Raw genomic sequence first — 25,795 nt, forward strand, 5'->3', positions numbered from 1 at the left:
TAATCTTGTCACTTTTTATGACCTAACCCCCCCAGACACAAGAGTTTAAATAGATTATGAATGAGCAATCTGAACAAGCATTACTAACCAGTTGGCAAGAAAGACAAGAGTATGCAGAACAAATGTTGCCACTGTTGGGCAACCTGTATCGCAATAAAGCGGTAGAGGTATCTGTATACGGTAGACCGCTATTGGGTGCAAGTACGATTGATATCATTAAGGCGCACCGCACGGTTAGATTAAAAGAAGGAAACAAATTACGGTTGCGCGAAAGTTGGCCCTTACTCGAACAGCTCAGTCAGCTTACATTAGCACCGGCCCACGTCGATTTGGGGAAACTGGCCTACGCCTTTCACTACCAGGAGCAACACAAAGGTAAGAGTATCGAGCAATACTTGCGTGAAGAATTAGTGGATATAGTGGATATTAAGGATGAACATCCGACTCAGGATGTCGTATTATACGGTTTCGGTCGGATCGGTCGCCTGTTGGCCAGATTGTTAATCGAACGCCAGGGGAAAACCAATAAGCTCAGGTTAAAAGCCATAGTCGTTCGGGGCGGCAAAGAAGGGGATCTGGAAAAACGTGCCAGTCTGTTACGCAGAGATTCAGTGCATGGACCCTTTAACGGCAGTATTACCGTGGATAAGGAGCGTAACGCCATCAAAGCTAACGGTTCCTATATCCAGGTTATTTACGCCAACTCACCCCAAGAAGTTGACTACACCCAATATGGTATCCAAAACGCCATAGTAATTGACAACACGGGCATGTGGCGGGATGAAGAAGGGCTGGGCCAGCACTTGTCTTCCAAGGGAGTCAAAAAGGTCCTATTGACCGCGCCGGGCAAAGGACATATTAAAAATATTGTTTACGGCGTCAATCATCAGGATATACACGGGCAAGACACAATACTGTCAGCCGCTAGCTGCACCACTAACGCTATAACCCCGGTACTGAAGGTTCTGGATGAACAGTTTGGGATCAACAGTGGTCATGTAGAAACGGTACATTCGTTTACCAATGATCAAAACCTGATCGACAATTTCCACAAGGCCGATCGCCGGGGGCGAAGTGCGGCACTGAATATGGTGATCACTGAAACAGGGGCGGCCCAGGCGGTAGCCAAAGCTTACCCATTGTTGGAAGGAAAATTAACCGGCAGTTCAATACGTGTTCCAACGCCCAATGTCTCTTTAGCGATATTAAATCTGCATCTGAAGCAGACCACAGATAAGGCAACGATTAATGAATTCTTGCGTGATGTTTCGTTGTTCTCACCCTTGCAACACCAAGTGGATTTTACCGCGTCCAAAGAAATAGTCTCCACGGATCTGGTTGGCTCCCGGGCATCTTCGGTTGTCGATTCCCAGGCGACGATTGTGGCAGGCGATCGGGCAACCTTGTATATATGGTATGACAATGAGTTTGGCTACAGTTGCCAGGTTTTGCGCGTCGTGCAGGATATGGCCGGATTACGTTATCCGACCTTACCCCTGAGTAAATAGTTGCCCTTAGGCAAAGTCCTGATGTTAAACCAGACTTTGCCTAGGCCACTTTCGTAAAGTGTTTTTGTGGCGGTCAATTTGTATATCGTTTGGTCACGTAACCCCTTGGTTTCACCATCACCCTAAGCTAATTGACCGCCAGAAATTATTTTTCTGGCGCACAAAGGTCACCTGCGCCACCCTTTGTTGTGCTGTCTTAATTATCAGAGCTCTTTGCTCCAAACAACCACGATTTGAAAAGTCTAAAGGTAAGTTACAAAAAAATAACAGTAATAGCCCGGCAGCTTTAGCTTTTTATCAACACATTATGCTAAATTGTCGACGGTAAAATATCACGGGAAATAAAAGTGAGAATTAGCAGCAATTTTGACGGCGGTAACATCCAGGTTATTCGCGCAGTAAACGAATCCGACATTCAATTATCTATTCAAAAAGACAATCAATCAGATTTTTTTCAGTGGTTTTATTTTAAGTTAGATACCACTGCTTTAATGGCACATAAACTTACCATTACTGATTTGAAAAACTCAGCTTATCCCGATGGCTGGCAAAATTATCAAGCCGTTGCTTCCTATGACAGACAAGAATGGTTTAGGGTGGAAACCCGCTATGATGGCGACAACCTATTGATCGAACATACGCCAGAACTGGGGCATATCTACTTTGCTTATTTCGCCCCTTATAGTTATGAGAAACACCTTAATTTATTGGCCTGGGCGCAGGAACATTACGATTGCAAACAAGTGTTTTTAGGCAATACCCTTGATAATCGGGACATGTCGTTATTACAAATTGGCGAACCCGCCACAGGTAAAAAGTCTATTTGGATCATTGGCCGTCAGCATCCGGGCGAAACTATGGCCGAATGGCTGATTGAGGGGCTGCTGGAACGTTTGCTCGATGAAGATGACGGGTTGGCGCGCTTGCTGCTCGATAAAGCAGTGTTTTATGTGGTGCCCAATATGAACCCTGATGGCGCTGCCCGTGGACATTTGCGCACCAATGCAAAAGGTACAAATTTAAACCGTGAGTGGGCCCAGCCTAGTATGGAAAATAGCCCGGAAGTCTTTTTGGTTAAACATAAAATGCAACAAACCGGGGTGGATTTGTTTTTGGATATTCACGGCGACGAGGCGCTGCCGTATAATTTTGTAGCTGGCTGTGAAGGCAACCCTAACTACAACACGCGTTTAGCCAAGCTTGAGGAGGATTTTAAGACCGCGCTACTTGTTGCCAGTCCCGAATTTCAAGATACCTATGGTTATGATAAAGATGAGCCGGGCAAAGCCAATATGACAGTGGCAACTAATGCCGTCGGTCACCAGTTTGATTGCCTGGCCTACACCTTGGAAATGCCATTTAAAGATAACATTGAGTTGCCGGATACGGCCTATGGCTGGTCACCTATGCGCTGCAAACAATTAGGTGATGATATGTTGGTGGCGATAAGAGCTGTGGTTGACAAGCTACGTCAAATTTAACTGCCAATTGAACGCTCCAATTTACAAAAAAGCAAAAATAATAAAACAATAAAGTTAAGGGGATTACAGTGGAAGTCTTTCATGGTTTACTAAAATCGTTAGATGGGATGTTAGGGGGAGCATGGTGGTTCCCTTATCTGTTGCTTGGTACAGGCTTGTTCTTCACCATTTATTTGAAGTTTCCTCAGGTGCGTTATTTTGGTCATGCCTGGAAAGTAGTGACAGGTAAATATGATAAAAGCGACTCCCCCGGCGACACCAGTCATTTTCGCGCTCTGACTACTGCATTGTCAGGTACAGTAGGCACCGGCAATATAGGTGGGGTAGCGTTTGCCATCTTTTTAGGTGGACCCGCCGCTCTTTTTTGGATGTGGGCTACGGCATTTTTTGGCATGACGACCAAGTTTGTTGAAGTGACTTTGTCTCACAAGTACCGGGTAAAAACCGCTGATGGCACTATGGCTGGTGGTCCGATGTACTATATGGACAGGCGCCTTAATATGAAGTGGCTGGCCGTTGCCTTTGCAATTGCCACTGTTGTCAGTTCATTTGGCACAGGTAACTTGCCGCAAAGCAACAATATAGCCGCAAGTATGGAGTCAACTTTTGGATTCGATCCTTTAGTGGTCGGTTCTATCTTGGGAGTACTACTGGGCCTGGTGATTCTAGGTGGGATCACTCGCATCGCTGCCGTAACGTCTAAAATTGTGCCCCTGATGGCGCTGATTTACCTGGTTGGCGCCTTGGCGGTTATATTTGCTAACCTTGAAAATATAGGCCCAGCATTGGCCTCCGTGGTGGGTGACGTATTTACCGGCTCGGCTGCAACAGGTGGCTTTTTGGGTGCGACTATCGCCTACGCATTTAACCGTGGGGTTAACCGGGGTTTATTCTCTAATGAAGCGGGGCAGGGCTCAGCGCCCATTGCTCACGCCGCGGCAAAAACCGATGAACCGGTATCTGAAGGCATGGTATCCATATTAGAACCTTTCATCGATACCATTATCATCTGTACGCTAACCGGCCTGGTAATTTTATCGTCCGGTGTGTGGAAAGAAAAACATCAAAATGTATTTGATCGCACAGATATGACTATTATTGCCGGGAACTACAACGATACCAATGAGCAGGATCGTCAGCATCTCTACGCTTATTTAAATAATTTGGATACCAATGAGGTCGAATCCTTTACCGGTGAAATAGACATAGTCAACGGTAGGGCCGTCAGCACGGGGTATACGGTACTTAATGCCCGTTCGGTAGCTGAGGACGTTAAGTATGCCCTGAATAATGAAGATGACTTATACACCGGGCGTTTAAAAGTGCTGGACGGTAATTTAGTCAAAGAAACGATTCTGGTGTCCGGTAAATCCTTAATTCATTCAGCGAGTCTGACCGCGTTGGCATTTACGAAGGGATTTTTTGGCGAGTCAGGTAAATATATAGTATCAATTGGTTTACTATTGTTTGCATTTTCAACGGCTATTGCCTGGTCGTATTATGGTGACCGCGCCATGACCTATTTATTGGGGCCGCGTTCGGTCATGCCTTACCGGGTCGTTTATGTATTCGGCTTCGTATGGGCTGCTGTGTCTGATACGACCTTGGTATGGACCTTGTCAGCCGTAGCTATTGTGATAATGACATTACCTAACCTATTAGGTATATTCTTGTTACGTAAAGAAATGAAAGAATCAGTGGCCAAGTACTGGATTGATTTCAAAAAAGAGCATGATTCCTAGAGTATTGTCGAACGACAAAAAGCGCGGCTGGTACCGCGCTTTTTATATTGTGTTAATCCATTCGTGTGTAAAATAATTGGAGTGAAAAATGGCATTAGTTGATTGTCCATCCTGTAATAAAAAAATATCGGACAAATCCCCTTCGTGTCCGCACTGTGGTTTTTGTGTTGGAGAAGCAACAAACGAAGACATTTCGCGCAAACGCAATTTGCAAAAATATCTGAAAAGCCAGAAGATCCAAACCCAGTCATTGATCGCCATGTTGATGTTTGTTACCGGTTTTGGCTTTATGTATTGGGGCGGGGCACAACCTGGTGATTTACAACACAATATCGCCATAGGCATAGCAGTGATCGGTTTTGTGTGGTACATCATAAACCGGGTTCGATTAATCATAATAAAGAAATCTAATTGATGAACGCAGATAGCTTGGTTGCATCTATGACCCTGGATATTTATCTAAAACTGTCACAGGCAATCGAAACCGGAAAATGGCTCGATGGCCAACCTCTCAGTGATGCCCAGCGTGAGACTACCCTGCAGGCAGTGATGTTATACCAGGCCAAAGTACTGAAATCGGATCAACATATGACGGTGGGTCAAAACGGCCAAATCGTGCAAAAAAGTCGTCAACAATTTAAACAAGAATTCAGTGAAGACAATACTATTGCGCGGTTTAGCCAACATGATATTTAAACATCTCTTTCGTTCCAAACATCAAGATCCTAATCCCCAGGTACGTATAGCGGCCATCAACAAACTCGACTGCGACATCCCGGAACAAAAATCTATCTTACATGAGCTGGCATTTAACGATGCCGATGTGAATGTCAGCTTGGCTGCCTTAATCAAGCTGGACAGTTTTGCCCTGTGGTATAAAATGGCCGGTATCGCTAAAAATGAGCGGGTGGTTAAAAAAGCCCAACAGATGGTAGACCACGTTTTATTTAGTGATGAGACCGGGTGCATGAGTGCGCCGCAAAAGCGCCAATTTGCCCTTGAATGCAAAGATCCCAAGTTACTGGAAAAACTGTTAAGACAAGATTGGCTGCAAGCGGAGCCAGAGCTGGTAGTACAGCTACTTAATATTATCGCTAAACCGGCACTGGCCTTATCTATATTGCTCTGGTCAGACAACGAAGTATTGCAATTGAGGTTACTGAAATTTGCCGATAACGAAGCGGCCTTGCAAAAAGTCATCAAAAAAATCTCGTCGCCACAGGTTAAAGCTTTGGCTGAAGATGCATTGACCAGCTTGCAGTTTAACAAGACTCAACCGGTAGAGGTTGAGAAAAAAACCAGATTACTACTCGCTCGGTTGTTGGCGTTAAGAGATAACAAAGACTATTTGCAGCTCAGTGTTGCTCGACAAAGACTGCTGACTGATTATGCGGCCCTTGAAAGCCAATTCACCTGCCTAACGGCGCTTAAGCAGCAGGAATTTAGAGGGAAATTTTCCGAGATAAACAATAAACTCTGTGCCCTTCTGGCGGAAATGGCCCCTGTGTGGCAATCACAGCAAGAACAACTGGCGTTGGTGCAAAAAGTAGCACAGGTCAGTGCCGATACCCAAGCCTTGTTAGTGTGGTTAGCCGGCATGTTGGATGGCGATATTTCACTGATCACCCTGGCGCAAACGGAACAGGCGCAAACGGAAATTCAGGCCAGGTGTAAACGTATCCTAGACTTGAAGAGCGACTTAGCGGTTAAGGATAGTGCCCAATCGAGTTTACAACACTTGCATGACCAGCTAACCCAGCGTCAGCATACTTACAACCATCTACCGGCATTTCAGCAGGCAATCAACCAAGCCGATATTTTATTGACTAACTTCCGGGCACTGCCTTTGCCCAATGACGTTAAGGCAGTACTGCAGGCCAAGGAGCAGCACAGAGCATTGATGCACGAGTGGAATGCCCTACGCAGCAACTATACTGCTAGTTGGCCAGTTGGACTGCAAGCCGCCTGGCAGCAGCAGTCAGCCATTTGGCAGAAGTCGCTCAAAACCCTTGCTAGCAAACTGACTCAGGATGTAAGTCGTTGTCGCAGTAAAATTAAAGCCGCAGAGACCTTGATTGAGCAAGGAAAATACCGGGCGGCAATGGGGCTTTATCAAAGGGTGGCACAAAGCTATCAGGCGCTGCCAAGTGCCCAGCAAACACAGTTAGCTCGCGCCTTTGAAAAATTAACTGCTGAAATAGACAATTTGCAAGAACTGCAGGCTTATATCGCTCAGCCCAGAAAGCCCGCATTGTTGGCACAAGCCAAGACATTGGTCGAGCAACCCTTAGGCGTAGATGAACAGGCTAATCAGATAAAAGATTTACGTCGTCGTTGGAATAGCTTAGGTCAGTTGGGCACCACTGAAGATGATGTGTTTAACACTAACTTCGATGAAACACTTGAACAAGCTTTTGCACCTTGCCGTCAGCATTACGACACCCAGCAACAATTACGGGCCGCCAGTTTAGTTGCAAAATCCGCGATTATTGAATGTTTGCAAAATCTTGAAACAGAATCTGCTTCTGAAGCCGAGCTGGCGAAAAAGTTACGCCAATTACAACAACAATGGCAAGGTTTGGGGGAAGTAGATTATAAATTACGCGATACACTCAATGCCCAGTATCGTGCGGCTAAGTTTGCACCTACAGCCAAAGTCGCACAATATTATCAACGCAATACGGTATACAAACAGCTACTTATTTCCCAAGCTGAAAACCTGCTCGAATTGGAGGATGCCATTGAAGCTATTGAACAAGCAAAGATACTGCAGGAAAAATGGAATAGTGCAGAGCCAACTGAGCGGAAAGCCGAAAATCAATTGTGGTCTCAATTCAGGCAGGTAAACGATCGGATTTTTGCCAGACGTAAAGCTCACAATGCGCAACAAAAGCAGCAGCAGGACCTGCAAATTGAAACTGCTCAACAAGATTTGACTGAGATGTTAAACAAAGTCGACTCAGCGCAAACCAGAAGTTTACTGGACGCAGTCACAGGGGATCTCGATTCACTAAATGCTCAGCTGCGCAAATTGCCGCCAAAAGTACGAACGGTTTTACAACCTCAGTTCAACGCTATTGTTGAGAGGCAACAAAACAAGTTAAGTCGCTTGGTTGTGAAACAAAAAGAGCAAAAATTTGTCGATTTGTTCGCCGTACTGCAACAGTGGCAAAGTGTCTCCTTACCGGAAACGGCCCATGGCTTACCTGGGGTCTGGCAGCAGGCCTTTAAAGCTTATGGGTCTGATGATCCTCTAGGGCGTCACGAACTCACGTTGATGCTTGAAGTAATATCAGCTTTGCCATCACCTGATAGCGATAAAGCTAAACGCCAAGAGATTCAATTGAAATTAATGGCGGATAAACTGGAAAATGGCCAATTGGCGGATAAGGCGAACTTGTTACAACGCTGGATTGCTCAAGGTCCCGTAGCGAGCAATGACGTGTCGTTATTGAATCGAACGGAACGCTGTTTTATAAAACAATAGAAGAACGGCCTTAGCGACGGGACTTCCCCGTTGCTGGATAGCAGAAGCAGTAGCACAATTTGCTGCTGTCTTATTTAGCCTTAGCCCGGGTTGATACCCGGGGAATACTTCAATAATGGTAAGTTTTGAACTCAGATAATAATGAAATCAGCAGCACACGACTAAATAAATTTATCAGTGACTCGGGCTATTGCTCACGTCGGGAAGCGGATAAGTTAATCGAACAAAACCGCGTGACTATCAATGGTGCCATCCCTCAATTGGGCACTAAGGTGTTGGCCAATGACGAAGTCCGGGTAGACAATATCCTGATTAAACCCAGTGCCACTAATAAATCTGACCGAGTCTATCTGGCCTATCATAAACCAGTAGGTATCACCTGCACTACGGAGCGGCATGTAAAAGGAAACATCATTGATGCTATAGGTCACCCTCAGCGGATTTTCCCTATTGGGCGTTTGGATAAACCCTCAGAAGGTCTGATTTTTTTGACCAGCGATGGTGACATAGTGAATAAGATACTGAGAGCTGAAAACGTCCATGACAAAGAATACATAGTCACAGTTGATCGACCCCTTACTGAGCGTTTTATTCATGCCATGGGGGCCGGTGTACCTATTTTGGATACCCTAACCAAACCTTGTATTGTTACCATGCAGAGCCGTATGGTATTTCGCGTTATATTGACCCAGGGCCTGAATCGGCAAATCCGCCGAATGTGTGAATATCTAGGTTACAATGTCACTAAACTTAAACGCAGTCGCATTATGTCTATTCGTTTAGCTGGCCTAAAAGTGGGGCAGTGGCGTGATTTGACGGCACAGGAAATGGCCGAAATAAATGCAGCGGTGGCGCAGTCCAGTAAAACCCCGGAAGACAAACCAGGCTTAGAGCTAGGTGAGGAATCGCCAAAGCCGGCTTCAAGACCCCAGCGAACCACAAACCGGGATAGATAACTATCTCTCTCGGTTCGGTTTGTGGGGTGTGCTAAGTACGACCTTCGACCTGCGCCCTTTGAGGCCCGACCTACGAGGCCCGACCTACGAGGCCCGACCTGCGAGGCCCGACTATAGTTGGTAGCTGTATTTAAGTAGCAGCAAGACGATCGTTGAGTAGCAGATAGACACGGGCAAGCCAAGTTTGAAAAAGTGACTTAATTTATAATTACTGGCACTAAATACTAGCAGATTAGTTTGATATCCATAAGGGGAGATAAAACTGGCGCTGGCGGCAAATGCGACGGCCAGGGCAAACGGCATCAATGGTACTCCCAATACTTCCACTAACCCGTAGGCGAAGGGAAACATCAGTGCCGCCGCAGCGTTGTTGGTCACTACTTCAGTGAGCAGTAAAGTGACCAGGTAAACGGTCACTAGTGCGATAAAAGGGCTGTTTCCGGAGATATAAGGATAGAGTAAGCCGGTAACGTGTTTGATAACCCCGGAGGTTTCCAGCGCGGCGGCCAAGGAAAGGGCACCGACTATCACTGTGATTAAATCCACCGGCAAGTGGCGCTTAATTTCGTTACTTGAGGTGACACCGGAGGCCACCAATGCCGCCAGAAAAAATAGTAGGCCAGTGGCTAGTGGCAATACTGAAAAGGCGGCTAATGCCACTGTCAGTAAGAAACCACCTACGGTGATCCACTCCTGTTTTTTCAACAGTTTGGTGGCGACTTTTTTCTCAGACAAGATAAAGAAGTTTTTGGTTAAGTTGTGGCGCTGCACAAAATCTGGGCCTGTGGCCAGTAACAAAAAATCCCCCGCTTGTAATTTCACTTCGCCCAACTTGCCTGACAGAGTCTCACCGTCTCGGCGTACGGCCACCACCGCGGCATCAAACAGTGCTCTAAAACCCAAGCCTTTGAGGGTTTTTCCAATGATTTGCGCACGATTAGAAATAATCACTTCGGTCAGGTTTTCCCGCAGTAACCCATTTGATTCGGCGAATAAGGTCAACCCTTTGATATGGCTGAGATTATCGACCTTATGAATATCACCGGAAAAAATCAGTTTATCTCCGGCCCGGATCACTAGGTCAGGCGTGACCGGGCTGATCAGTTTACCATCCCGGGCGACTTCGACTAAAAATAGTTCGGGTAAGTTACGTAGATGATTTTTTTCCACACTCTTGCCGACCAATTCAGAAAAATTTTCAACCTTAGCTTCGATTAGGTAGCTATTGTACTGGCGGTTCTTATTCTCAATTTTCGGTAACAGAGGGCTTAACAAAAACATTAATAAACCACAGCTTAAACCTGCAACCAAGCCATACAAGGTAAAGTCCCAAAAATCAAAACCCGGATGACCATGCTCACGTAAAAAACTGTCAACAATCAGATTGGTCGAGGTACCTATCAAGGTTACCGTGCCGCCCAGTATGGCCGAATAGGACAACGGGATAAGCAATTTGGATGCGGGATGATATTGATTCTGCTTGACCGGGCCGATAAGGCTGGCGACTACTGCTGTGTTGTTTAGCAGGGCAGAAGAGAAAAATGTTAAGCCAAACAGACGCCAATAACTTTTATTAAAGCTAGCGGTGATCAAGGTGCGGCCGAGGCGTTTAACCAGGGATGTCTTATCCACGGCCGTACTGATCATCAGCAATAAAATTAAGGCGATCAAGCCCTGATTGGTGAAGTTGCCAATAATTTGCGCGAAACTTAACTGCTGCCCCGCAACTAATGCCAGCATTGTGCAGGCAAAGATAGCAGACGGGCGCTTATTGGTACCAATAAGCGCCACTAATGTGCTGGCAAATATCGCTATTACCAGTAACTGGTTAATGTCCATATTGTGTGGTTTTCGCGTCTACAGCTTTGATATATCTGCAGCATTCCAATGAGGGAAATGCTTTCTGACCAGTGAATTAAATTCCATTTCAAATTCTGAAAATTCGCTATTGGCTGAACCATCTTCGGCAACGTCAATGACCATACCGGCGCCCACGGTACTATTTGTCAAACGATCGATAATGATAAAGGCACCGGTTTCCCGGTTTTTGCTATAAGGATCACAAGCGACCTGTTGGGTGAGTTTGATTTGACCTACGCCTATTTCGTTTAAGTTCAAACGAACCGCATCTTTGTGCTCCATGGTATTCACATCAATCTGATATTCCACGCTGGTCACGCTGCCGGGCACAAACTTGGTGGCAAACTTAAAACCATATTGTTTATTAGGCATCAGAGGATTTTCGTCCATCCAAACCAGATTAGTGCGATAAGCGCTGGCTTGCAGAGGTAAATTGTCCGATTTAACAATCATGTCGCCCCGAGAAATATCGATTTCATCTTCCAGGGTCAAGGTTGTTGTCAGGGGGGTATGGGTCATTTCCTGCTCACCTTCGAAATTGACGATGGAGCGCACAGTGGATTGTTTACCTGAGGGTAAGGCGGTGATTTTGTCGCCAACTCTGATTTGACCTGAAACTACGGTACCGGCAAATCCTCTGAAGTTCAGATTGGGCCGGGTAACGTATTGTACCGGAAAGCGGAAGTCATCTAGATTTAAGTCATTACCAATTTGGATATCTTCGAGCATTTTCATCAAGGTATCCCCTGTGTACCAGGGGGTATGCTCACTTTTGTTGACTACATTGTCACCGTCAAGGGCGGAAAGAGGCACAAATTGAATATCAGGAATGTCCAGTTGTTTGGAAAACTCCATATAGTCTTTTTGAATGTTGTTATAGACTTCCTGACTATAATCCATCAAATCCATTTTGTTGATGGCCACGATAACGTGTTTCAGTCCCAACAAAGACACCAAAAAGGAATGACGGCGAGTCTGGGTTTTTACTCCTGAGCGGGCATCGACCAAAATAATGGCTAAATCGCAAGTGGAGGCCCCAGTTACCATGTTACGGGTATACTGTTCGTGTCCAGGGGTGTCGGCAATGATAAATTTACGTTTGTCGGTGGAGAAATACCGATAGGCAACATCTATAGTGATGCCTTGTTCCCGTTCCGATTGTAAACCGTCAACCAACAAGGCCAAATCGACTTTATCGCCTGTGGTACCAGACTTTTTGCTATCTTTGGTAATGGCCGCCAATTGATCTTCATAGATCATTTTGGAGTCGTGCAATAATCGACCAATTAAGGTGCTTTTACCATCATCTACGCTACCGCAGGTCAAAAAACGCAGCATGTCTTTTTGTTCATGCTGTTCTAGGTAAGCTAGGATATCGGATTGTAATAAGGCATTTTCGCTATTCATGATTTAGCAACTCACTAGAAAATAAGGGTTTAATACGGATTCTTTTTGGTTGTAACTTAAGGCTTTGGCGTTTTTATCAAACACATTGGTAACATCTTCAATAACAGTAACTTTGCCGCCTGCGGCATTTACCACTGCATGTGCGGCGCCAGTGTCCCATTCGGACGTCGGCCCCAAGCGTGGATACAAATGAGCCGCGCCCTCTGCTACCAAACATAATTTCAACGAACTGCCCATGGCCACAAGCTCGGTTTCGCCTTCCAGACTATCCAGCAAGGCTTGAATTTCTGGGCTCTGGTGTGAGCGGCTACCCACTATGCGCCAGTTTTCAGCGGCTTGTTTGGTCTTGGGCGTAATCGTATGGCGGGTGCCGCCTTCGAGCTTGTATGCGCCCTGACCAAGGATACCGACATAGGTTTGTTTTAACACAGGTGCGAATACCACACCAAATACGGGAACACCGTTATCGATCAAGGCGATGTTTACGGTAAATTCACCATTTTTCTTAATGAACTCCTTGGTGCCATCTAACGGATCGACAAGCCAGTATTGGTTCCAGGTCTGTCTTTCTTGCCAAGAGATGTCTGCTGACTCTTCTGACAATATAGGTAGATCTGAGACTTGTTTGAGTCCATCAACGATGCAATTGTGGGCGGCCAAATCCGCCTCAGTTAACGGGCTTTGATCCGATTTTTCATATATCGCGAAGTCCCGCTGGTAAATTTGCATAATGGCGTGACCAGCTTGATGAGCGATGTCGGTGACACTTTGAATAAGCTTGGGGTCTAACATCAGTCTAAAAATCCCTTCTGTTTTAGCTGTTCAAAAAGCTGCTGAGCAGACTCTTCTGCACTTTGACCGGCAAATTCCAGGGTGATCTCAGGGGACAGGGGGGCCTCATACGGGGAATCTATGCCGGTAAAATCTTTGATATCCCCTGAACGTGCTTTTTGGTACAAACCTTTGGGGTCACGTTTTTCACACTCTTCTATCGGGGTATCGATAAACACTTCGACAAATTCGTTGTCTGCCAGCAGATTGCGGCAGTAATCTCGCTCCCCTTTAAAAGGTGAAATAAAAGCAGTCAACACTATCAGTCCCGCATCCACAAACAACTTGGCCACTTCGCTGATGCGTCGAATATTTTCGACTCGATCTTTGTCACTGAAATCCAGGTCACCATTTAGGCCATGACGCACATTGTCACCGTCCAAGAGGTAGGTATGTTTGCCATTGTCGGCTAATTTTTTTTCCAGCAAATTAGCTATGGTAGATTTACCCGAGCCGCTAAGACCGGTTAACCATATAACACAAGGTTTTTGATTTTTTGCAGCTGCGCGGCTGTTTTTATCCACGTCGTGTTGATGCCATACAAGATTGGTTGCCATTAGAAATAACCTTCCATTTTTTTCTTTTCCATGGAGCCGGACGAGTCATTATCAATAACCCGGCCTTGACGCTCGGAAGTTTTGGTTAACAGCATTTCCTGAATTACGGCTGGTAAAGTATCAGCAGTGGATTCCACGGCGCCTGTGAGAGGATAACAACCCAAAGTTCTAAAACGCACAGAACGCATCTCGGCTTTTTCACCCTCTTTGAGTGGCATACGTTTGTCATCGACCATGATCAATAGACCATCGCGCTCAACTACTGGACGAGGTTTAGCCAGGTATAATGACGGGATTTCTATGTTTTCCATATAGATGTATTGCCAGATATCCAATTCCGTCCAGTTCGACATAGGAAATACACGAATACTCTCGCCTTTATTTACTTGGGAGTTATAAATATTCCACAATTCGGGGCGTTGATTTTTAGGATCCCAGCGGTGGTTTTCATCTCTAAATGAATACACCCGTTCCTTGGCGCGAGATTTTTCTTCGTCTCTTCTGGCACCACCAAAGGCAGCGTCAAACTTATATTGGTTGAGAGCTTGTTTTAGACCCTCGGTCTTCATGATGTCTGTGTGTTTGGCGCTACCATGTACGAAAGGACTGATGTTCATGTCCAGTCCGTCTTGGTTGATATGTACCAGCAGGTCCAAATTATGTTTCTTGGCCATTTTATCGCGAAATTCAATCATTTCGCCAAACTTCCAAGTGGTGTCCACATGTAACAAGGGAAAGGGAATTTTACCCGGCGCAAAGGCTTTGCGTGCAAGGTGTAATAGTACGGATGAATCCTTGCCCACTGAATAGAGCATGACAGGATTATCAAATTCAGCCGCCACTTCACGAAAGATATGAATACTTTCCGCTTCAAGCTGCTTAAGATGGGTAACGGTGGGTATGGTCGCAGTCATAGAAATTCTCAAGCTAAGTTATAAATTAATATACTAAAATGTTATATGCATAGAACAATAACATGATATTGTAATTTATTGCTATATTTTTTAAAAATATATCATGCCTAAATGACACTAGCTTGAAGATGTTTTAGGCCAATGCTGCTTGCCGCTCAGTTGCCCAAACTTGTGAGTGCAGGAAGAGCTCAGCGGCCCCGTTCACGTCGATTTCAAGTTTTTGGCATAACTCTTCAATTCGTTGCCATTGACCTTTTTCAAAAAACTCACTTAATGCCAAATACTGCGCCTGCTCACCTTGACGTAACACTATCGAATCTTTAATGGATTGGGACAGGGGCAATTTATCCATTAATTCATTGATATCGGCATCTAACATGGCGTCAAGTAACGACAATAAACCAACCAAAAATGCCGAAGGTACAGTGTTTCGCTGGTTATAATCTTTAGTTAATTGTTCACAAAAGTACGCCCGGGATAATGACATCAAGGTTAACTCTGCAGGTTTACCGTCACTAAATTGGGCGGTAAAGAGCAAAGAAACAAAACGTCGTAATTCGTTTTGACCTAACAAAACGATGGCCTGTTTGATGGTCTCGATCTGACGGGGGCGTTTGAATATTGGTGACTGGGCATAACGCAATAATTTAAATGACAAGCTGACGTCAGATTCAAATGCCAGCGTTATGTCGGTAATGTTGGGTTCTTCTTTGGCCATTTCCCCCATTAGCTTGGCAATCGCCAGCTGAGAGGGGGTTAAGACTGTGCTTTTAATCACTTCAGGTTTGCTGAAAAAATAGCCTTGAAAATAACAGCAGCCATAGGCTAATGCCTGTTGGAATTCTGCATGGGTCTCAATTTTTTCGGCCAACAGTTTAATGTCAGGGAAATCTTTAACTGCGTGCACTATCTCAATTATTTGTTGTTCTGTGGATGCCTGGTAGTCGATTTTTATGATGTCGATGTAAGGGTAAAAATGCCGCCATATCTTTTCATGAACATAATCATCCAGGGCAATGATATAACCTTTTTGTTTAAGTTCGATACAGACATTGAGCAGCTTTTTACCTGGCGTTACTGTTTCCAGTATTTCCACCACAATTTGCTCTTTGGGCAACATTAGGGGGTAGCCCTGAAGCAAGGAATCGTGGGTGAAATTAATAAACGCCAAGGTATTCTGAGTCAGTGTTTCTAAGCCTAAATTAAACTGTAAGCCGTCCACCATTTTAGCGGTCGCTTCGTCGTCATTAATATCAGGAAATGAATTTTCCAAGCTATCTCGAAACAGCAACTCATAGGCATACAGGGTTTTATCTGCACACAATATGGGTTGACGAGCGGCGTAAAAACTCATTAATACGTCCTGTATTTAGGGTTCAGTACTTGGTCAACTTTAGCATTAGTCAATGTTTAATGCGTTCTCTCACTTAACGCCTGTTTTACTTCAGCGAAGGTGATTAACACTGACGGGTCTTCTTGTTTGGACATTAAACTGACGATAATTATGGTCAGGCTTGAAGCCAAAAAGCCCGGCACTATTTCGTATATCCATTCGCTTAACAGCAAACCGTTGATGCTCAGAGGCGCGTAAATCCAAAACAATACGGTTACGGCACCTACCAACATGCCTGCAATGGCGGCGTTACGAGTCATGCGTTGCCAAAATAAGCTGATCAGTACCAGTGGACCAAAAGCTGCGCCAAAACCCGCCCAGGCATTACTCACCAAAGATAATATACTGCTATCTCGGTCATAGGCCAGATAAATAGCTACCAAGGCCACCAATACCACAGATAGTCGTCCCACTATGACCAACTCGTGCTGACTGGCATCTCGCCTGAAAAAGGCCTGATAAAAATCCCCGGTTAACGAGCTGGATGTCACCAGTAATTGCGAGGAAATGGTGCTCATAATGGCCGCCAGTATGGCCGCCAGTAAAAAACCACCGATTAAGGGATGAAATAACAGTTGAGAAAGATAAATAAATATCGCTTCAGGGTCACTCAATTGACTGTCATGGCCGGTCACATAGGCCAGACCCAGCAGTCCTGTGGCCAGGGCACCGGTAATGGCGACTAACATCCACGTCATACCTATATACTGGGCAGTTTTGATATCATTGACAGAGCGGATGGCCATAAAACGTACAATAATATGTGGCTGACCAAAATAACCTACGCCCCACGACAACATGGATATTATGGCGATGAGAGTCAAAGGTTGTCCTGTTGCGGTGTCAACCAGCATGTCCAGATAATTGCCCGGCAAGCTATTAAGCTCAGTGCTGGCGCCACTGAAACCACCGAGATCAAATAACACCACCACCGGCACCAAAATCAGGGCAACGAACATAATACAACCTTGTACAAAGTCGGTAATGCTGACCGCTAAAAACCCCCCAAACAGAGTATAGGCGACCACTACTCCGGCGGTAATATATAAACCAAGCTCATAATCCAGGCCAAAAGACGTTTCAAATAATTTTCCGCCGGCTACCACACCTGACGAAGTGTACAGGGTGAAAAACAACACTATCACTATGGATGAAACTATACGTAATATGTGACTGGTATCGTTGAAACGATTTTCAAAGTAGTCGGGTATGGTGATTGCGTTTTTAGCCAGTTCTGTATACACCCGCAGCCTGGGGGCAACCAGGATATAATTTAAATAAGCACCGATGACCAAACCAATAGCGATCCAGGCGCTCGACATACCGGATACATACATGGCCCCGGGTAACCCCATCAGCATCCAGCCACTCATATCCGATGCACCGGCGGATAGCGCTGTGACTTGGGGGCTGAGGCTACGCCCGCCCAGCATATATCCTTCGATGTCGGTATTAGACTGTTTAAATGAATAAAGACCAATACCGAGCATTGCGATAAAGTATAGGCCGAGAGATATAAAGGTGGTTGCTTCCATGGGGATCCTTGGGTTAGTACGTACAACTAAAGACTGTTGCCATTTAGCATCAATTTTTTTTTAGCCATGCTAACAAGCTATATAGGAATACACTAGTGACATCAGCTTTTAATATTGAATGTAGGGTTTTTAGTGACCTGAGTCTGGCGCAGTTATATGAAATATTAAAATTGCGCCAGGACGTCTTTGTGCTTGAGCAACGCAGCATTTATGCTGATGTGGACGACAGTGATCAGGTGAGTTTGCATCTGTGTGTATACGACGATAATACGTTGGTTGGTTACACTCGGCTGCGAGCGCTGGATAAGGAGCATTACAAAATTGAACGGGTTGTGTGTATCAAAGAATATCGCGGACAGGGGGTGGGGCATAAGTTAATGCAAACATCCCTTAGCAAAATCTCTATCTTGGCACCGCGCTGTGAAGTCATATTGTCAGCCCAAACGGAGGCCCTGGCTTTTTATCAAAGTTACGGTTTTGTCGCTCGGGGTAGGGCTTATGATGATGGTGGCGTTGAACATATGGATATGTTTTTGCAGCTAAAATAGCCTCCCGGAAAAAACCGCTTAAAAACTTTTCTTTCCGGGCCCTGCAAGGATGTTTCGGCTTTAAGCATTAAACAACATCTGTTGTTTAAGCTTGTTTTTAATCAACTCCACATCGTGGGTATTTTCCCCCACCACCACTAAACTTGCTTCTTGCATCTCAACAGACTCAGCGGTCAAAAAGCCGTCACTTAGGTTATCTTGAGTTTTATAACCTTTGTGGTGTGGCACCACAAAAACAGTTACTCGGCCATTCTCACCTTGCATGACGAGGTGTAAGCTTTTCACCTTCTCAAAATCACAATGATTAGCGTAATACACTTTTCCTATGTCCCCGGACAAACGGCCGCCATATTGGACCAATTTGGCGTTAACCTGTTGGAGTGTGAAGTTTTCGTTTGCTTGCAACGCATGGGAGCCTTCATGGTATACATGGGCCAATGATTGGGCGGATAGATCGATATAACTTGTTTGTTGCCATAGGGTAAAACCAACGCCTACCACAAAAGCAAGAGATGCGGCCATAGCCAAGTGCAAACGATTACGCTTGGTCTGTTTGTTATGGGTTTGAATATTCTGACGAAGAATTAATTTATGGGCTAAATCATCCGGTACAGAAACTTCCAGTGCCTTTTTTATATTGGCATCGGTTTTTCTTAATTCAGACCAGAACTCTTGTTTGCTGCTATCTTTTTGGGCGGCATCCCATAGGCGTTGATCATCGCAATTCGGATCAGCATAAATGGTTCTGCGAAATTCTAAATCATCCATTTTTACATCCTCGGTTGTCATTATTTTTTTCTAGCGCCTCTTTAATTTGGTTTCTGGCCCGGAATAAACGGGTCATGACGGTGTTTTTGTTTAAACTTAACTGCTCGGCTATTTCGTCTCCGCTATAGCCAAACATGACTTGCAACATCAAAGGCTCCCTATATTCTTCATTGAGAGAAGCCATTATCTTACGCAGTTCCCTGTGCTCAATCTCCACCTCGTTAGACAACTGCTCGTCGGCAATCACCACGTCATCCAAGTCGACCAAATCAAATTGTTTACGTTCGAAACGCCGGGCGTTTTCCCGTCTTAATATCGTAATCAGCCAGGCTTTGGCTGCCTTTTCATCTTTTAATGAATCAAGAGATTTCCAGGCGCGAAGAAACGTCTCCTGGACTATATCTTCGGCGACCGCTTTATTTTTTACCAGCCAATAGGCATAACGATAAATATCGCCGTGTAAGGCATACACCAGGGTCTCATAACGTTTTTGTTTATTTAGCATGTCACTAGAGACCGCAGCTTGCTTAAATTGCTTTCGCATATTCATGAATTATTATCCGTCTCACCCTGTGCTGGTGATTATTCGTGATTGTTGTGAAATGTTCAATCTAATCTCTTGAGCCTGTGTTAGCTAAACCCAGGAGTCGGCATTTTCCTTCTGCCAACTGCCCTCCGCTCTTACCTAAGCGTCAAACTGATTTAGGATACAGCGGTTTGAGCGCGTTAGTGCTAGCTTGCGTTGTGTGATTATTGTCTCGCATTTTTCTCAGTATTTGCTGCAAGCCAGTGGCACTCCATTGTTCTTGTGAGCTGCCAAAACGATGAGCAAATAGCTGATTTATTTCAGTATTCAAGTGGGGCTGGTTAATATGGGTTTGCAGCGCTGCCAAGTTGGCCTGGGGCATGTGGAAGCGGATCTGCAACCATTGAATCAAGGCGGGCGTAATCTTTGTCTGATTGCCCTGGTTCAATGCCAATTCCAGGTTTTTCCAGGCCTGTTTTTCCGAGTTAGGGGTAAAAGATGTTTTCTTCACTCCGTCAGCTGGTTTTGTACGATTTTGCCAAGCCCATGCCAGCATAGTGATCAACCACAAGATCAGTAGAACCCAGCTGCTGACTGACCAATAGGAAGGGGCCGATTGAGTTGCTGCCAAGTCGGATTGAACACTATTTTGGGGGATAAGGTTCTGGGAACTACCGTTCTGGGAACTACCGTTCTGGGCAGGTACACTTATGCTGGGCGTCGGGGGCGATATAGGTTGTGCGCTGGGGCCCACTTCTATGGTCCGGGCAGGTAATTGTGCGTACTCAACCTGTTTGGTGAGAATATTAAACCAAGGTACGCTCACTGCTGGTATCTGTACCTTTCCCGACTGGCTAGGAATGATGGCTATGGTCTCTTTGCGCTGGGCGATGAGGGTGTTGTCTTTTTCAACTGTGGTCGTATTGGCCTGATCTGGGTACACCTTAACATCATCGGGATAATGGCTGGCGATTTCGGGAAGTTGCTCTTCGCTTACGCCCACGGCGGTCATAATAAGGGTACGTGTTATGGGTTCACCGACGGTAAATTTCCCGCCTTTGGGCTGCCACTCCTCACTCAGTTCCACATAATCGCTGGGCAGCCAGGTGCCAGCATAATCACTGGGAATAGGCAATACAGTGATGTTTTGGTCGGGGCCAACCCGGCTGATGGTTTTACTTCGATTGAAAAAGCCGAAACTTTGCTGTCTGTCCTCTATCACTTCCCCTTCAAATAATGGCCCACGTATGGTGAAAGTCCCACTTTTTTGCGGGATCACGGCAAAGGTACGCTCGATTATCCGGTAGCGCTTACCATCGACAATATCCGCATATTCTGCATCCTTACCTATTTGGCGGATTTCACCATTTTCCAGGGTGGGGGCTGACAAGCTACCCCTTTGGAGGTCTCGGGCCAGATGTAATTTAACCGTGTATTTTATCTGCTGCTGCAAATAGGCTTGGGCCATATCAACGTCAGTGGTGACAAACACGTCTCGCCCACCGCTGTTATTGCTGGCAGATACGGGCAGTACCATTAAGGTGATCGCTTGGGAGCTTTGGCCTTCAACGGTAAAAGCCGGAATAGTGAAACGGCCTTTGTCGCGGGGGATGAGGATAGTATTCCAGATAGTCGTGCGGGTCGTATCAAAGTTAATCATTTGGGTTTGGCTACTGACTGAAGTTCTGCCAACCACAAAGTCTTTATTTAATATTGACGGGTCGAATGCATCTCGTGATGCATCTCCCTTGGCGGTTACACTGAGCACCAAGGACTCATCCAACAAAACCGGGTTTTTATCCACACTGGCCGTCAGTTCAGTGACCTGTGCGCTAACAGCAAAGGTTGCCATGCTAAAGGTTAACAATGCGCGAATGAAAAATGTGCTGTGAAACTTTATCACGATCACCAGTTCCTCTGTAATTGGGTTGGTATGCGTTGGCGTTTACGTTGTTGGTTTTCGATCTGCATTTTACGTTTGAGTAAAAAAGCAGGATCATCAGGTACTTTGTTCAACAAGGTCTGCATGCGTTGCATTTGTTCTTTTTCCTGGTCTGATAACTCCGCTGGTTCTGCGGTTTGTTGCCCTTGTTGTGACTCTGGTTCAGATCCGGGGCCCTGTTCAGCTTGCTGATTTGGCAGCGCGTCATCCTCTAGGGGATCGTTTTGGTCAGATTGACTTTCTGGAGGCAATGCATCCGCCTGCCCTTGACTGTCTGGGTCTGATTGAGCGTCGTTAGCTTGCTCCTCTCCGGGTGACGCCTCTCCGGATGACTCCTCAGGGGCTGACTCCTCACCGGGTGACGCCTCACTGGGTGACTCCTCACTGGGTGACTCCTCACCGGGTGACTCCTCACCGGGACTGGGTTGTTTTTGATCTTGGTTATCACCTTGGCCATCTTGCGAGTCACCGCTATCGTCACCTTGCTGTTGTTTATCTTGCTCTTGCTGTTCCTTTTGTTGTTGCTCTAACAGTGCCTTATTGGCCTTGGCATCCTCATGAGCAGGGTCCCGGGCAAGCACCTTATCGTAGGCGGCCATAGCTTGTTCTAATTCCCCCAGTTGGGCCAAGGCATTACCCTGATTGTAAAGGGCATCAGTGCTATCTGATTGGCTAAATGCGTCCAGAGCTGCTTGGTAATCCTGGTTTTTGTAGGCGGCAGTGCCGCGCCACATGGGGTCGTCAAAAGTTTGGGCGGCTGTGGCAAAATCTTGTTGGTGCATCGCCTGTTGACCCTGTTGATCGGCGGTTTGCCACATGTCTGTTAACCAGTTTGCATTGGCTGTGGGGCTGTAAAGTGGTGACAGCATGGCCAGCAAAAACAGACTAATCATTCCCCGTCTAAAACCATAGGCGGCCAGTGGTAATATAAGTAGCAGCAAATAGGGACCCATTTCCTTCCATTTATCCCCGAAGTTATCAGCGGATTGTTCCTCTTGCTGCTCAGATTGTCGTTCAAGCAAAGACTGGTTTTTCAGATAATCAATATCCCCATCGTCTGAACGCATGGCTATGTAACGACCGCGGCCGACTTTGGCCAAAGTACGCAGGTTATTGACGGACAATCTTGGCAATACAATCGCGCCGCTGCTGTCTTTCATAAAATCGCCATTTGTCAATTGAATAGGTGCGCCGTCTTCGGTACCCACTGCTAACACAGATAAACGAAAAGGGGAGGTACGGATCAGCTTGTTGACCTCGTTAACCTGATTATTTTCTATGCCATCGGTGATCCAAAAGATGTCACCTTGTTGATATCCAGCGTTCGTCAGCAACTCAATGGCGGTCTGTAAACCCAGATAGGGTTCACTGCCTGCAACCGGCATGATTTCCGGAGTCAAACTGGGAATAAGGGTCGTCAAGTTTTGCGCGTCTGTACTGAGGGGACTAATAGTAAAGGCGTCCCCAGCATAAGCCACCAAGCCGGTCTCACCCTCGGCGATAGCGTTTACCAGATCGATCGCCTTGTATCTCGCCCTGGCTAACCGGTTTGGCGTTACATCGGTAGCGCGCATCGATAGTGACATATCGATCACCACCACCTTGCCGCTATGCAATTGATAGACAGGTTGGGGTAATCTTTCCCAAGTAGGGCCAGCCAGGGCCATTACCACTAGCATCCAGCCTGTCGCCAATAAATATAAAGGCGGTTTTGTGCGTCTGGCATTTTTACTGGAGACCAAATGCGGGTATAGATGCCCAGCTAACACCGATTGCCAACCTGATTGCTGTTTATGTAGGTAGCCGATCCATGCCACCAATAGTAATAGCGGTATTATCGCCATTAACCACAAAGGACGTAGAAAATGAAAATCCGCCAGATTAACAATATCCATTAGCTAATTCCTCCCTTACGGTTTATTAACCAGCTAAAAACTGGCCGTAATGACAGGCACAATGTTAAAAACAGTGCTAGTCCCAGAGGATAGAAATACAGGGCTTGCAAGGGGCGCATTTGGCGACTTTCCCGGGCAATGGGTTCAAGTTCGTCGAGTTTTGCATATATTTGTTGCATGGACTGGGCATCTCGGGCACGAAAATATTGCCCACCCGTGGATTGGGCAATCTGGGTCAACATGTCTTCATCCAACTCTTGGGATGGATTGATTTGGCGATTGCCAAAAATACTTTGAACCAGCATTTTGTCAGCGCCAACGCCTATGGTATAGACTGTGACGCCATTATTAATGGCCAGTTCATTAGCCTGTGTAGGGGTGATGTTACCCGCTGTGTTTTGCCCATCGGTGAGTAATATCAATACCTTGTTGGACTCTTTTTTAGTCGCAAAACGCTTGATTGCCAGGCCAATAGCATCGCCAATAGCGGTTTGTTCACCCACTAAACCAATCATGGACTCATTTAACAATTGATTCACCGTCTGGCGATCGTAAGTCAAGGGAGCCTGTAAATAGGCAGTATCGGCAAATAATATTAGTCCCAAACGATCACCAATGCGTCGTTCAACGAAGTCGCTTAATACATATTTAATCATTGCCAACCGGTCGACTTGGCGTCCCTTGACCTGCATATCATCAATTTTCATACTGCCGGATAAATCTACGGCTATCATCAGATCCCGACCCTCGGCAGGAATGCTGACTGGCTCGCCCAGCCATTGCGGGCGCGCACTAGCGCCGACTAACGCTATCCAGGCAAGGATGGATATGCTTAATAAGAGCCAACTTATAGTGGGTTTTTGGCTGGTGCTCTCTAATCCCTGGGTCAATTGGGGAACACGCAAAGCTCCAGACTGTGCTTGGATCCTAGGGGGTAAAATGTAAGCGAGTAAGGGCAGGGGCAGGGCGAACCACATCCACCACCAGGCAAATTCAAACATCCGGCAGTTGTTCCTTTAATTGTGTTTTTTTATTGGGTGGAACGGCGTGTTTTATCCAGCTGCGCACCTGTTCAACACAGCGTTCAAAATCAGGTTGAGTGCGCGCTGAACTGCGATAAAAATTGGCCTGCAGCATACTGAACTGCTCGGCGAACTGTGTTTGTTTTTTTATCGGAAGCTGGCTGACCAAAAAAATACGCCATGCTTTACCGTGCAGATTGGCGACTTCATGTTTGGGGAAATACGCCATCGCCAAGCGTTTTAGCAGGGTATTAAGTTCTCTGGGCCAGGTTTTTTCGGTGGCATCGATGTTTGATAGTAGAGACAGTGCCTGGCGCTGCGCCAGGGCTACCTGGGATTTTTTGCGCCACAGGATTATTCCCCAACCGGCACCCAGTAGAACAAGGAGCAGCAATACCCACCAACCATAGGCTGGGGGCCAAAGCCCGATAGTCTCTGGCAAGTGAATGTCTTTTAGTTCACTAAGCGGCGCCATTAGAGTTTTCCTCCGCTAAATTTACCTAACTGCATTTCCAAAGGCAGAGCAGCGGTGATGGGAACGACCTGGGCTCGGCACTGTTTCAAGGTTTCGGTGATCCCGGCAAAATGGCGTTCATACTGTTGGCGGTAACGTGTGGCGGTATTTTTTTCGCCTAACATAATCTTTTGCTGTGCCACCCCGTCTGTCAGCGTAACGGTCTGGGAAACCGCGACACTGGGCAGGGCATGTTCAAAGGGATCACTTATGGGATAGGCAATGATTTCGCAATGCCGACTTAGTTGGCTAAGGTGTTGTTGGGCCACTGTGTCCAGATGACTAAAATCGCTCAGTAAAAATATAAGGCTGCCTGGATGAGCCAAACGCCTGAGGCGGGCACAAGCTTCAGAAAATTGCACCCGATTGGCGTGAATGGCCCCTGGATCTTGCAGTTTTACTAGACCATTGATCAGAGATAATACCGCTTTTTGGCGAGTCAGGGGTTTAAATTCTAGATGTTGACTTTGGTTATAGATTAACCCGCCTATTCTATCCCCACGTTTGCGTGCGGCCCAGGCAATTAAGGACGCCAGATGGGCGACTTGCACTGATTTAAACAGCAACTGGGTACCAAATTGCATGCTTGAAGATAAATCCGCCAATATAAATACCGGACGTTCCTTTTCTTCGCGAAAGACTTTGGTATGGGTTTTCCCCGTTCTGGCGGTCACCCGCCAATCTATGGCGCGAATGTCATCCCCTGGCTGATAGTGCCGGGCTTCATCAAATTCCATGCCCCGGCCTTTAGTCTTGGCCAGATAGCCACCGGAAAGCTTGGCCTGTGCGGTTCTGCCCGGGGCTAGGTTCAATAAACTGGTCTTGGCCTGATAATAAAGCAGTTCTTTTATGCCCAGGTTGACCCCATCGCTGTGATGATCCCTTAACCATTGTGTTACATCTCGCATG

Annotated in this window: 22 protein-coding genes; 8 read left to right on the plus strand and 14 right to left on the minus strand. The window is 46.1% G+C overall.

Annotated features, from left to right (window positions below):
- Positions 1-56: 56 nt before the first annotated feature.
- The 7 genes from AC3RV5_RS08990 (at position 57) to AC3RV5_RS09020 (ending at position 9,174) form a co-directional block, all read left to right on the plus strand.
- Positions 57-1,508: a glyceraldehyde-3-phosphate dehydrogenase gene (locus AC3RV5_RS08990; RefSeq protein ID WP_489731584.1), complete on the plus strand. Its 1,452-nt coding sequence runs from the start codon at positions 57-59 to the stop codon at positions 1,506-1,508.
- Positions 1,509-1,855: 347 nt separating this feature from the next.
- The gene (locus tag AC3RV5_RS08995) at positions 1,856-2,989 is read left to right on the plus strand and encodes a M14 family metallopeptidase (RefSeq protein WP_489731585.1); all 1,134 of its coding nucleotides are present in this window, start codon (positions 1,856-1,858) and stop codon (positions 2,987-2,989) included.
- 68 nt (positions 2,990-3,057) lie between these two features.
- Entirely contained in the window at positions 3,058-4,731 is a 1,674-nt protein-coding gene (locus AC3RV5_RS09000; protein WP_489731586.1) for an alanine/glycine:cation symporter family protein, read from the plus strand.
- Positions 4,732-4,819: 88 nt separating this feature from the next.
- Positions 4,820-5,146, plus strand: coding sequence for a zinc ribbon domain-containing protein (locus AC3RV5_RS09005; RefSeq protein WP_489731587.1), 327 nt, complete (start codon positions 4,820-4,822; stop codon positions 5,144-5,146).
- The gene (locus AC3RV5_RS09010; protein ID WP_489731588.1) at positions 5,146-5,427 is read left to right on the plus strand and encodes a YeaC family protein; all 282 of its coding nucleotides are present in this window, start codon (positions 5,146-5,148) and stop codon (positions 5,425-5,427) included. The genes AC3RV5_RS09005 and AC3RV5_RS09010 overlap by 1 nt, the downstream gene beginning before the upstream one ends.
- Complete coding sequence (locus AC3RV5_RS09015) at positions 5,384-8,218, plus strand: DUF349 domain-containing protein (RefSeq protein ID WP_489731589.1); 2,835 nt, start codon at positions 5,384-5,386, stop codon at positions 8,216-8,218. The genes AC3RV5_RS09010 and AC3RV5_RS09015 overlap by 44 nt, the downstream gene beginning before the upstream one ends.
- Before the next feature lie 173 nt (positions 8,219-8,391).
- Positions 8,392-9,174 (plus strand): pseudouridine synthase, encoded by a 783-nt coding sequence (locus AC3RV5_RS09020; protein ID WP_489732124.1) that lies wholly within the window; start codon positions 8,392-8,394, stop codon positions 9,172-9,174.
- A gap of 111 nt (positions 9,175-9,285) precedes the next feature.
- Here AC3RV5_RS09020 and AC3RV5_RS09025 read toward each other — a convergent pair whose 3' ends face one another.
- The 7 genes from AC3RV5_RS09025 to putP all read right to left on the minus strand — a co-directional run bounded on the left by AC3RV5_RS09025 (position 9,286) and on the right by putP (position 17,671).
- Entirely contained in the window at positions 9,286-11,013 is a 1,728-nt protein-coding gene (locus AC3RV5_RS09025) for an SLC13 family permease (RefSeq protein ID WP_489731590.1), read from the minus strand.
- An 18-nt stretch (positions 11,014-11,031) separates the two neighbouring features.
- The gene (gene cysN / locus AC3RV5_RS09030; protein ID WP_489731591.1) at positions 11,032-12,441 is read right to left on the minus strand and encodes a sulfate adenylyltransferase subunit CysN; all 1,410 of its coding nucleotides are present in this window, start codon (positions 12,439-12,441) and stop codon (positions 11,032-11,034) included.
- Between the two features lie 3 nt (positions 12,442-12,444).
- Entirely contained in the window at positions 12,445-13,233 is a 789-nt protein-coding gene (gene cysQ, locus AC3RV5_RS09035) for a 3'(2'),5'-bisphosphate nucleotidase CysQ (protein WP_489731592.1), read from the minus strand.
- A complete protein-coding gene (cysC, locus tag AC3RV5_RS09040; protein ID WP_489731593.1) occupies positions 13,233-13,829 on the minus strand; it encodes an adenylyl-sulfate kinase in 597 nt (198 codons plus the stop codon). The genes cysQ and cysC overlap by 1 nt, the downstream gene beginning before the upstream one ends.
- Complete coding sequence (gene cysD, locus AC3RV5_RS09045) at positions 13,829-14,743, minus strand: sulfate adenylyltransferase subunit CysD (RefSeq protein WP_489731594.1); 915 nt, start codon at positions 14,741-14,743, stop codon at positions 13,829-13,831. Before cysD ends, cysC begins: the two co-directional genes overlap by 1 nt.
- Positions 14,744-14,876: 133 nt before the next feature.
- Complete coding sequence (locus AC3RV5_RS09050; protein WP_489731595.1) at positions 14,877-16,097, minus strand: EAL and HDOD domain-containing protein; 1,221 nt, start codon at positions 16,095-16,097, stop codon at positions 14,877-14,879.
- A gap of 56 nt (positions 16,098-16,153) precedes the next feature.
- Positions 16,154-17,671 (minus strand): sodium/proline symporter PutP, encoded by a 1,518-nt coding sequence (gene putP / locus AC3RV5_RS09055; RefSeq protein WP_489731596.1) that lies wholly within the window; start codon positions 17,669-17,671, stop codon positions 16,154-16,156.
- Between the two features lie 95 nt (positions 17,672-17,766).
- On the opposite strand from putP, the gene AC3RV5_RS09060 reads away from it, so the two are divergent.
- Positions 17,767-18,219 carry a GNAT family N-acetyltransferase gene (locus tag AC3RV5_RS09060; RefSeq protein ID WP_489731597.1) on the plus strand — a complete coding sequence of 151 codons (453 nt, stop codon included), beginning with the start codon at positions 17,767-17,769 and terminating at the stop codon, positions 18,217-18,219.
- 60 nt (positions 18,220-18,279) lie between these two features.
- Here AC3RV5_RS09060 and AC3RV5_RS09065 read toward each other — a convergent pair whose 3' ends face one another.
- From AC3RV5_RS09065 to AC3RV5_RS09095, 7 genes are all read right to left on the minus strand, one after another.
- Complete coding sequence (locus AC3RV5_RS09065) at positions 18,280-18,987, minus strand: DUF3379 domain-containing protein (protein WP_489731598.1); 708 nt, start codon at positions 18,985-18,987, stop codon at positions 18,280-18,282.
- On the minus strand, positions 18,980-19,537 hold the full coding sequence (locus tag AC3RV5_RS09070) for a sigma-70 family RNA polymerase sigma factor (protein WP_489731599.1): 558 nt from the start codon (positions 19,535-19,537) through the stop codon (positions 18,980-18,982). Before AC3RV5_RS09070 ends, AC3RV5_RS09065 begins: the two co-directional genes overlap by 8 nt.
- 142 nt (positions 19,538-19,679) lie before the next feature.
- Positions 19,680-21,416 carry a BatD family protein gene (locus AC3RV5_RS09075; RefSeq protein ID WP_489731600.1) on the minus strand — a complete coding sequence of 579 codons (1,737 nt, stop codon included), beginning with the start codon at positions 21,414-21,416 and terminating at the stop codon, positions 19,680-19,682.
- 2 nt (positions 21,417-21,418) lie between these two features.
- Positions 21,419-23,350 carry a vWA domain-containing protein gene (locus AC3RV5_RS09080; RefSeq protein WP_489731601.1) on the minus strand — a complete coding sequence of 644 codons (1,932 nt, stop codon included), beginning with the start codon at positions 23,348-23,350 and terminating at the stop codon, positions 21,419-21,421.
- Entirely contained in the window at positions 23,350-24,351 is a 1,002-nt protein-coding gene (locus tag AC3RV5_RS09085; RefSeq protein WP_489731602.1) for a vWA domain-containing protein, read from the minus strand. Before AC3RV5_RS09085 ends, AC3RV5_RS09080 begins: the two co-directional genes overlap by 1 nt.
- Positions 24,344-24,847, minus strand: coding sequence for a DUF4381 domain-containing protein (locus AC3RV5_RS09090; RefSeq protein ID WP_489731603.1), 504 nt, complete (start codon positions 24,845-24,847; stop codon positions 24,344-24,346). The genes AC3RV5_RS09085 and AC3RV5_RS09090 overlap by 8 nt, the downstream gene beginning before the upstream one ends.
- Positions 24,847-25,794, minus strand: coding sequence for a DUF58 domain-containing protein (locus AC3RV5_RS09095; protein WP_489731604.1), 948 nt, complete (start codon positions 25,792-25,794; stop codon positions 24,847-24,849). Before AC3RV5_RS09095 ends, AC3RV5_RS09090 begins: the two co-directional genes overlap by 1 nt.
- Between the last annotated feature and the right edge of the window lies 1 nt (position 25,795).

The organism is Paraglaciecola sp. IT1134, from assembly GCF_058068185.1.

What these genes read in the sequence shown, in the direction of transcription:
- cysN (WP_489731591.1), bottom strand. Translation starts at nt 12,441, where the DNA reads ATGAATAGCGAAAATGCCTTATTACAATCCGATATCCTAGCTTACCTA.
- AC3RV5_RS09085 (WP_489731602.1), bottom strand. Translation starts at nt 24,351, where the DNA reads ATGTTTGAATTTGCCTGGTGGTGGATGTGGTTCGCCCTGCCCCTGCCC.
- AC3RV5_RS09025 (WP_489731590.1), bottom strand. Translation starts at nt 11,013, where the DNA reads ATGGACATTAACCAGTTACTGGTAATAGCGATATTTGCCAGCACATTA.
- AC3RV5_RS09080 (WP_489731601.1), bottom strand. Translation starts at nt 23,350, where the DNA reads ATGGATATTGTTAATCTGGCGGATTTTCATTTTCTACGTCCTTTGTGG.
- AC3RV5_RS09050 (WP_489731595.1), bottom strand. Translation starts at nt 16,097, where the DNA reads ATGAGTTTTTACGCCGCTCGTCAACCCATATTGTGTGCAGATAAAACC.
- cysD (WP_489731594.1), bottom strand. Translation starts at nt 14,743, where the DNA reads ATGACTGCGACCATACCCACCGTTACCCATCTTAAGCAGCTTGAAGCG.
- AC3RV5_RS08990 (WP_489731584.1), top strand. Translation starts at nt 57, where the DNA reads ATGAATGAGCAATCTGAACAAGCATTACTAACCAGTTGGCAAGAAAGA.
- AC3RV5_RS09065 (WP_489731598.1), bottom strand. Translation starts at nt 18,987, where the DNA reads ATGGATGATTTAGAATTTCGCAGAACCATTTATGCTGATCCGAATTGC.
- cysC (WP_489731593.1), bottom strand. Translation starts at nt 13,829, where the DNA reads ATGGCAACCAATCTTGTATGGCATCAACACGACGTGGATAAAAACAGC.
- AC3RV5_RS09070 (WP_489731599.1), bottom strand. Translation starts at nt 19,537, where the DNA reads ATGAATATGCGAAAGCAATTTAAGCAAGCTGCGGTCTCTAGTGACATG.
- cysQ (WP_489731592.1), bottom strand. Translation starts at nt 13,233, where the DNA reads ATGTTAGACCCCAAGCTTATTCAAAGTGTCACCGACATCGCTCATCAA.
- AC3RV5_RS09010 (WP_489731588.1), top strand. Translation starts at nt 5,146, where the DNA reads ATGAACGCAGATAGCTTGGTTGCATCTATGACCCTGGATATTTATCTA.
- AC3RV5_RS09005 (WP_489731587.1), top strand. Translation starts at nt 4,820, where the DNA reads ATGGCATTAGTTGATTGTCCATCCTGTAATAAAAAAATATCGGACAAA.
- AC3RV5_RS09095 (WP_489731604.1), bottom strand. Translation starts at nt 25,794, where the DNA reads ATGCGAGATGTAACACAATGGTTAAGGGATCATCACAGCGATGGGGTC.
- putP (WP_489731596.1), bottom strand. Translation starts at nt 17,671, where the DNA reads ATGGAAGCAACCACCTTTATATCTCTCGGCCTATACTTTATCGCAATG.
- AC3RV5_RS09090 (WP_489731603.1), bottom strand. Translation starts at nt 24,847, where the DNA reads ATGGCGCCGCTTAGTGAACTAAAAGACATTCACTTGCCAGAGACTATC.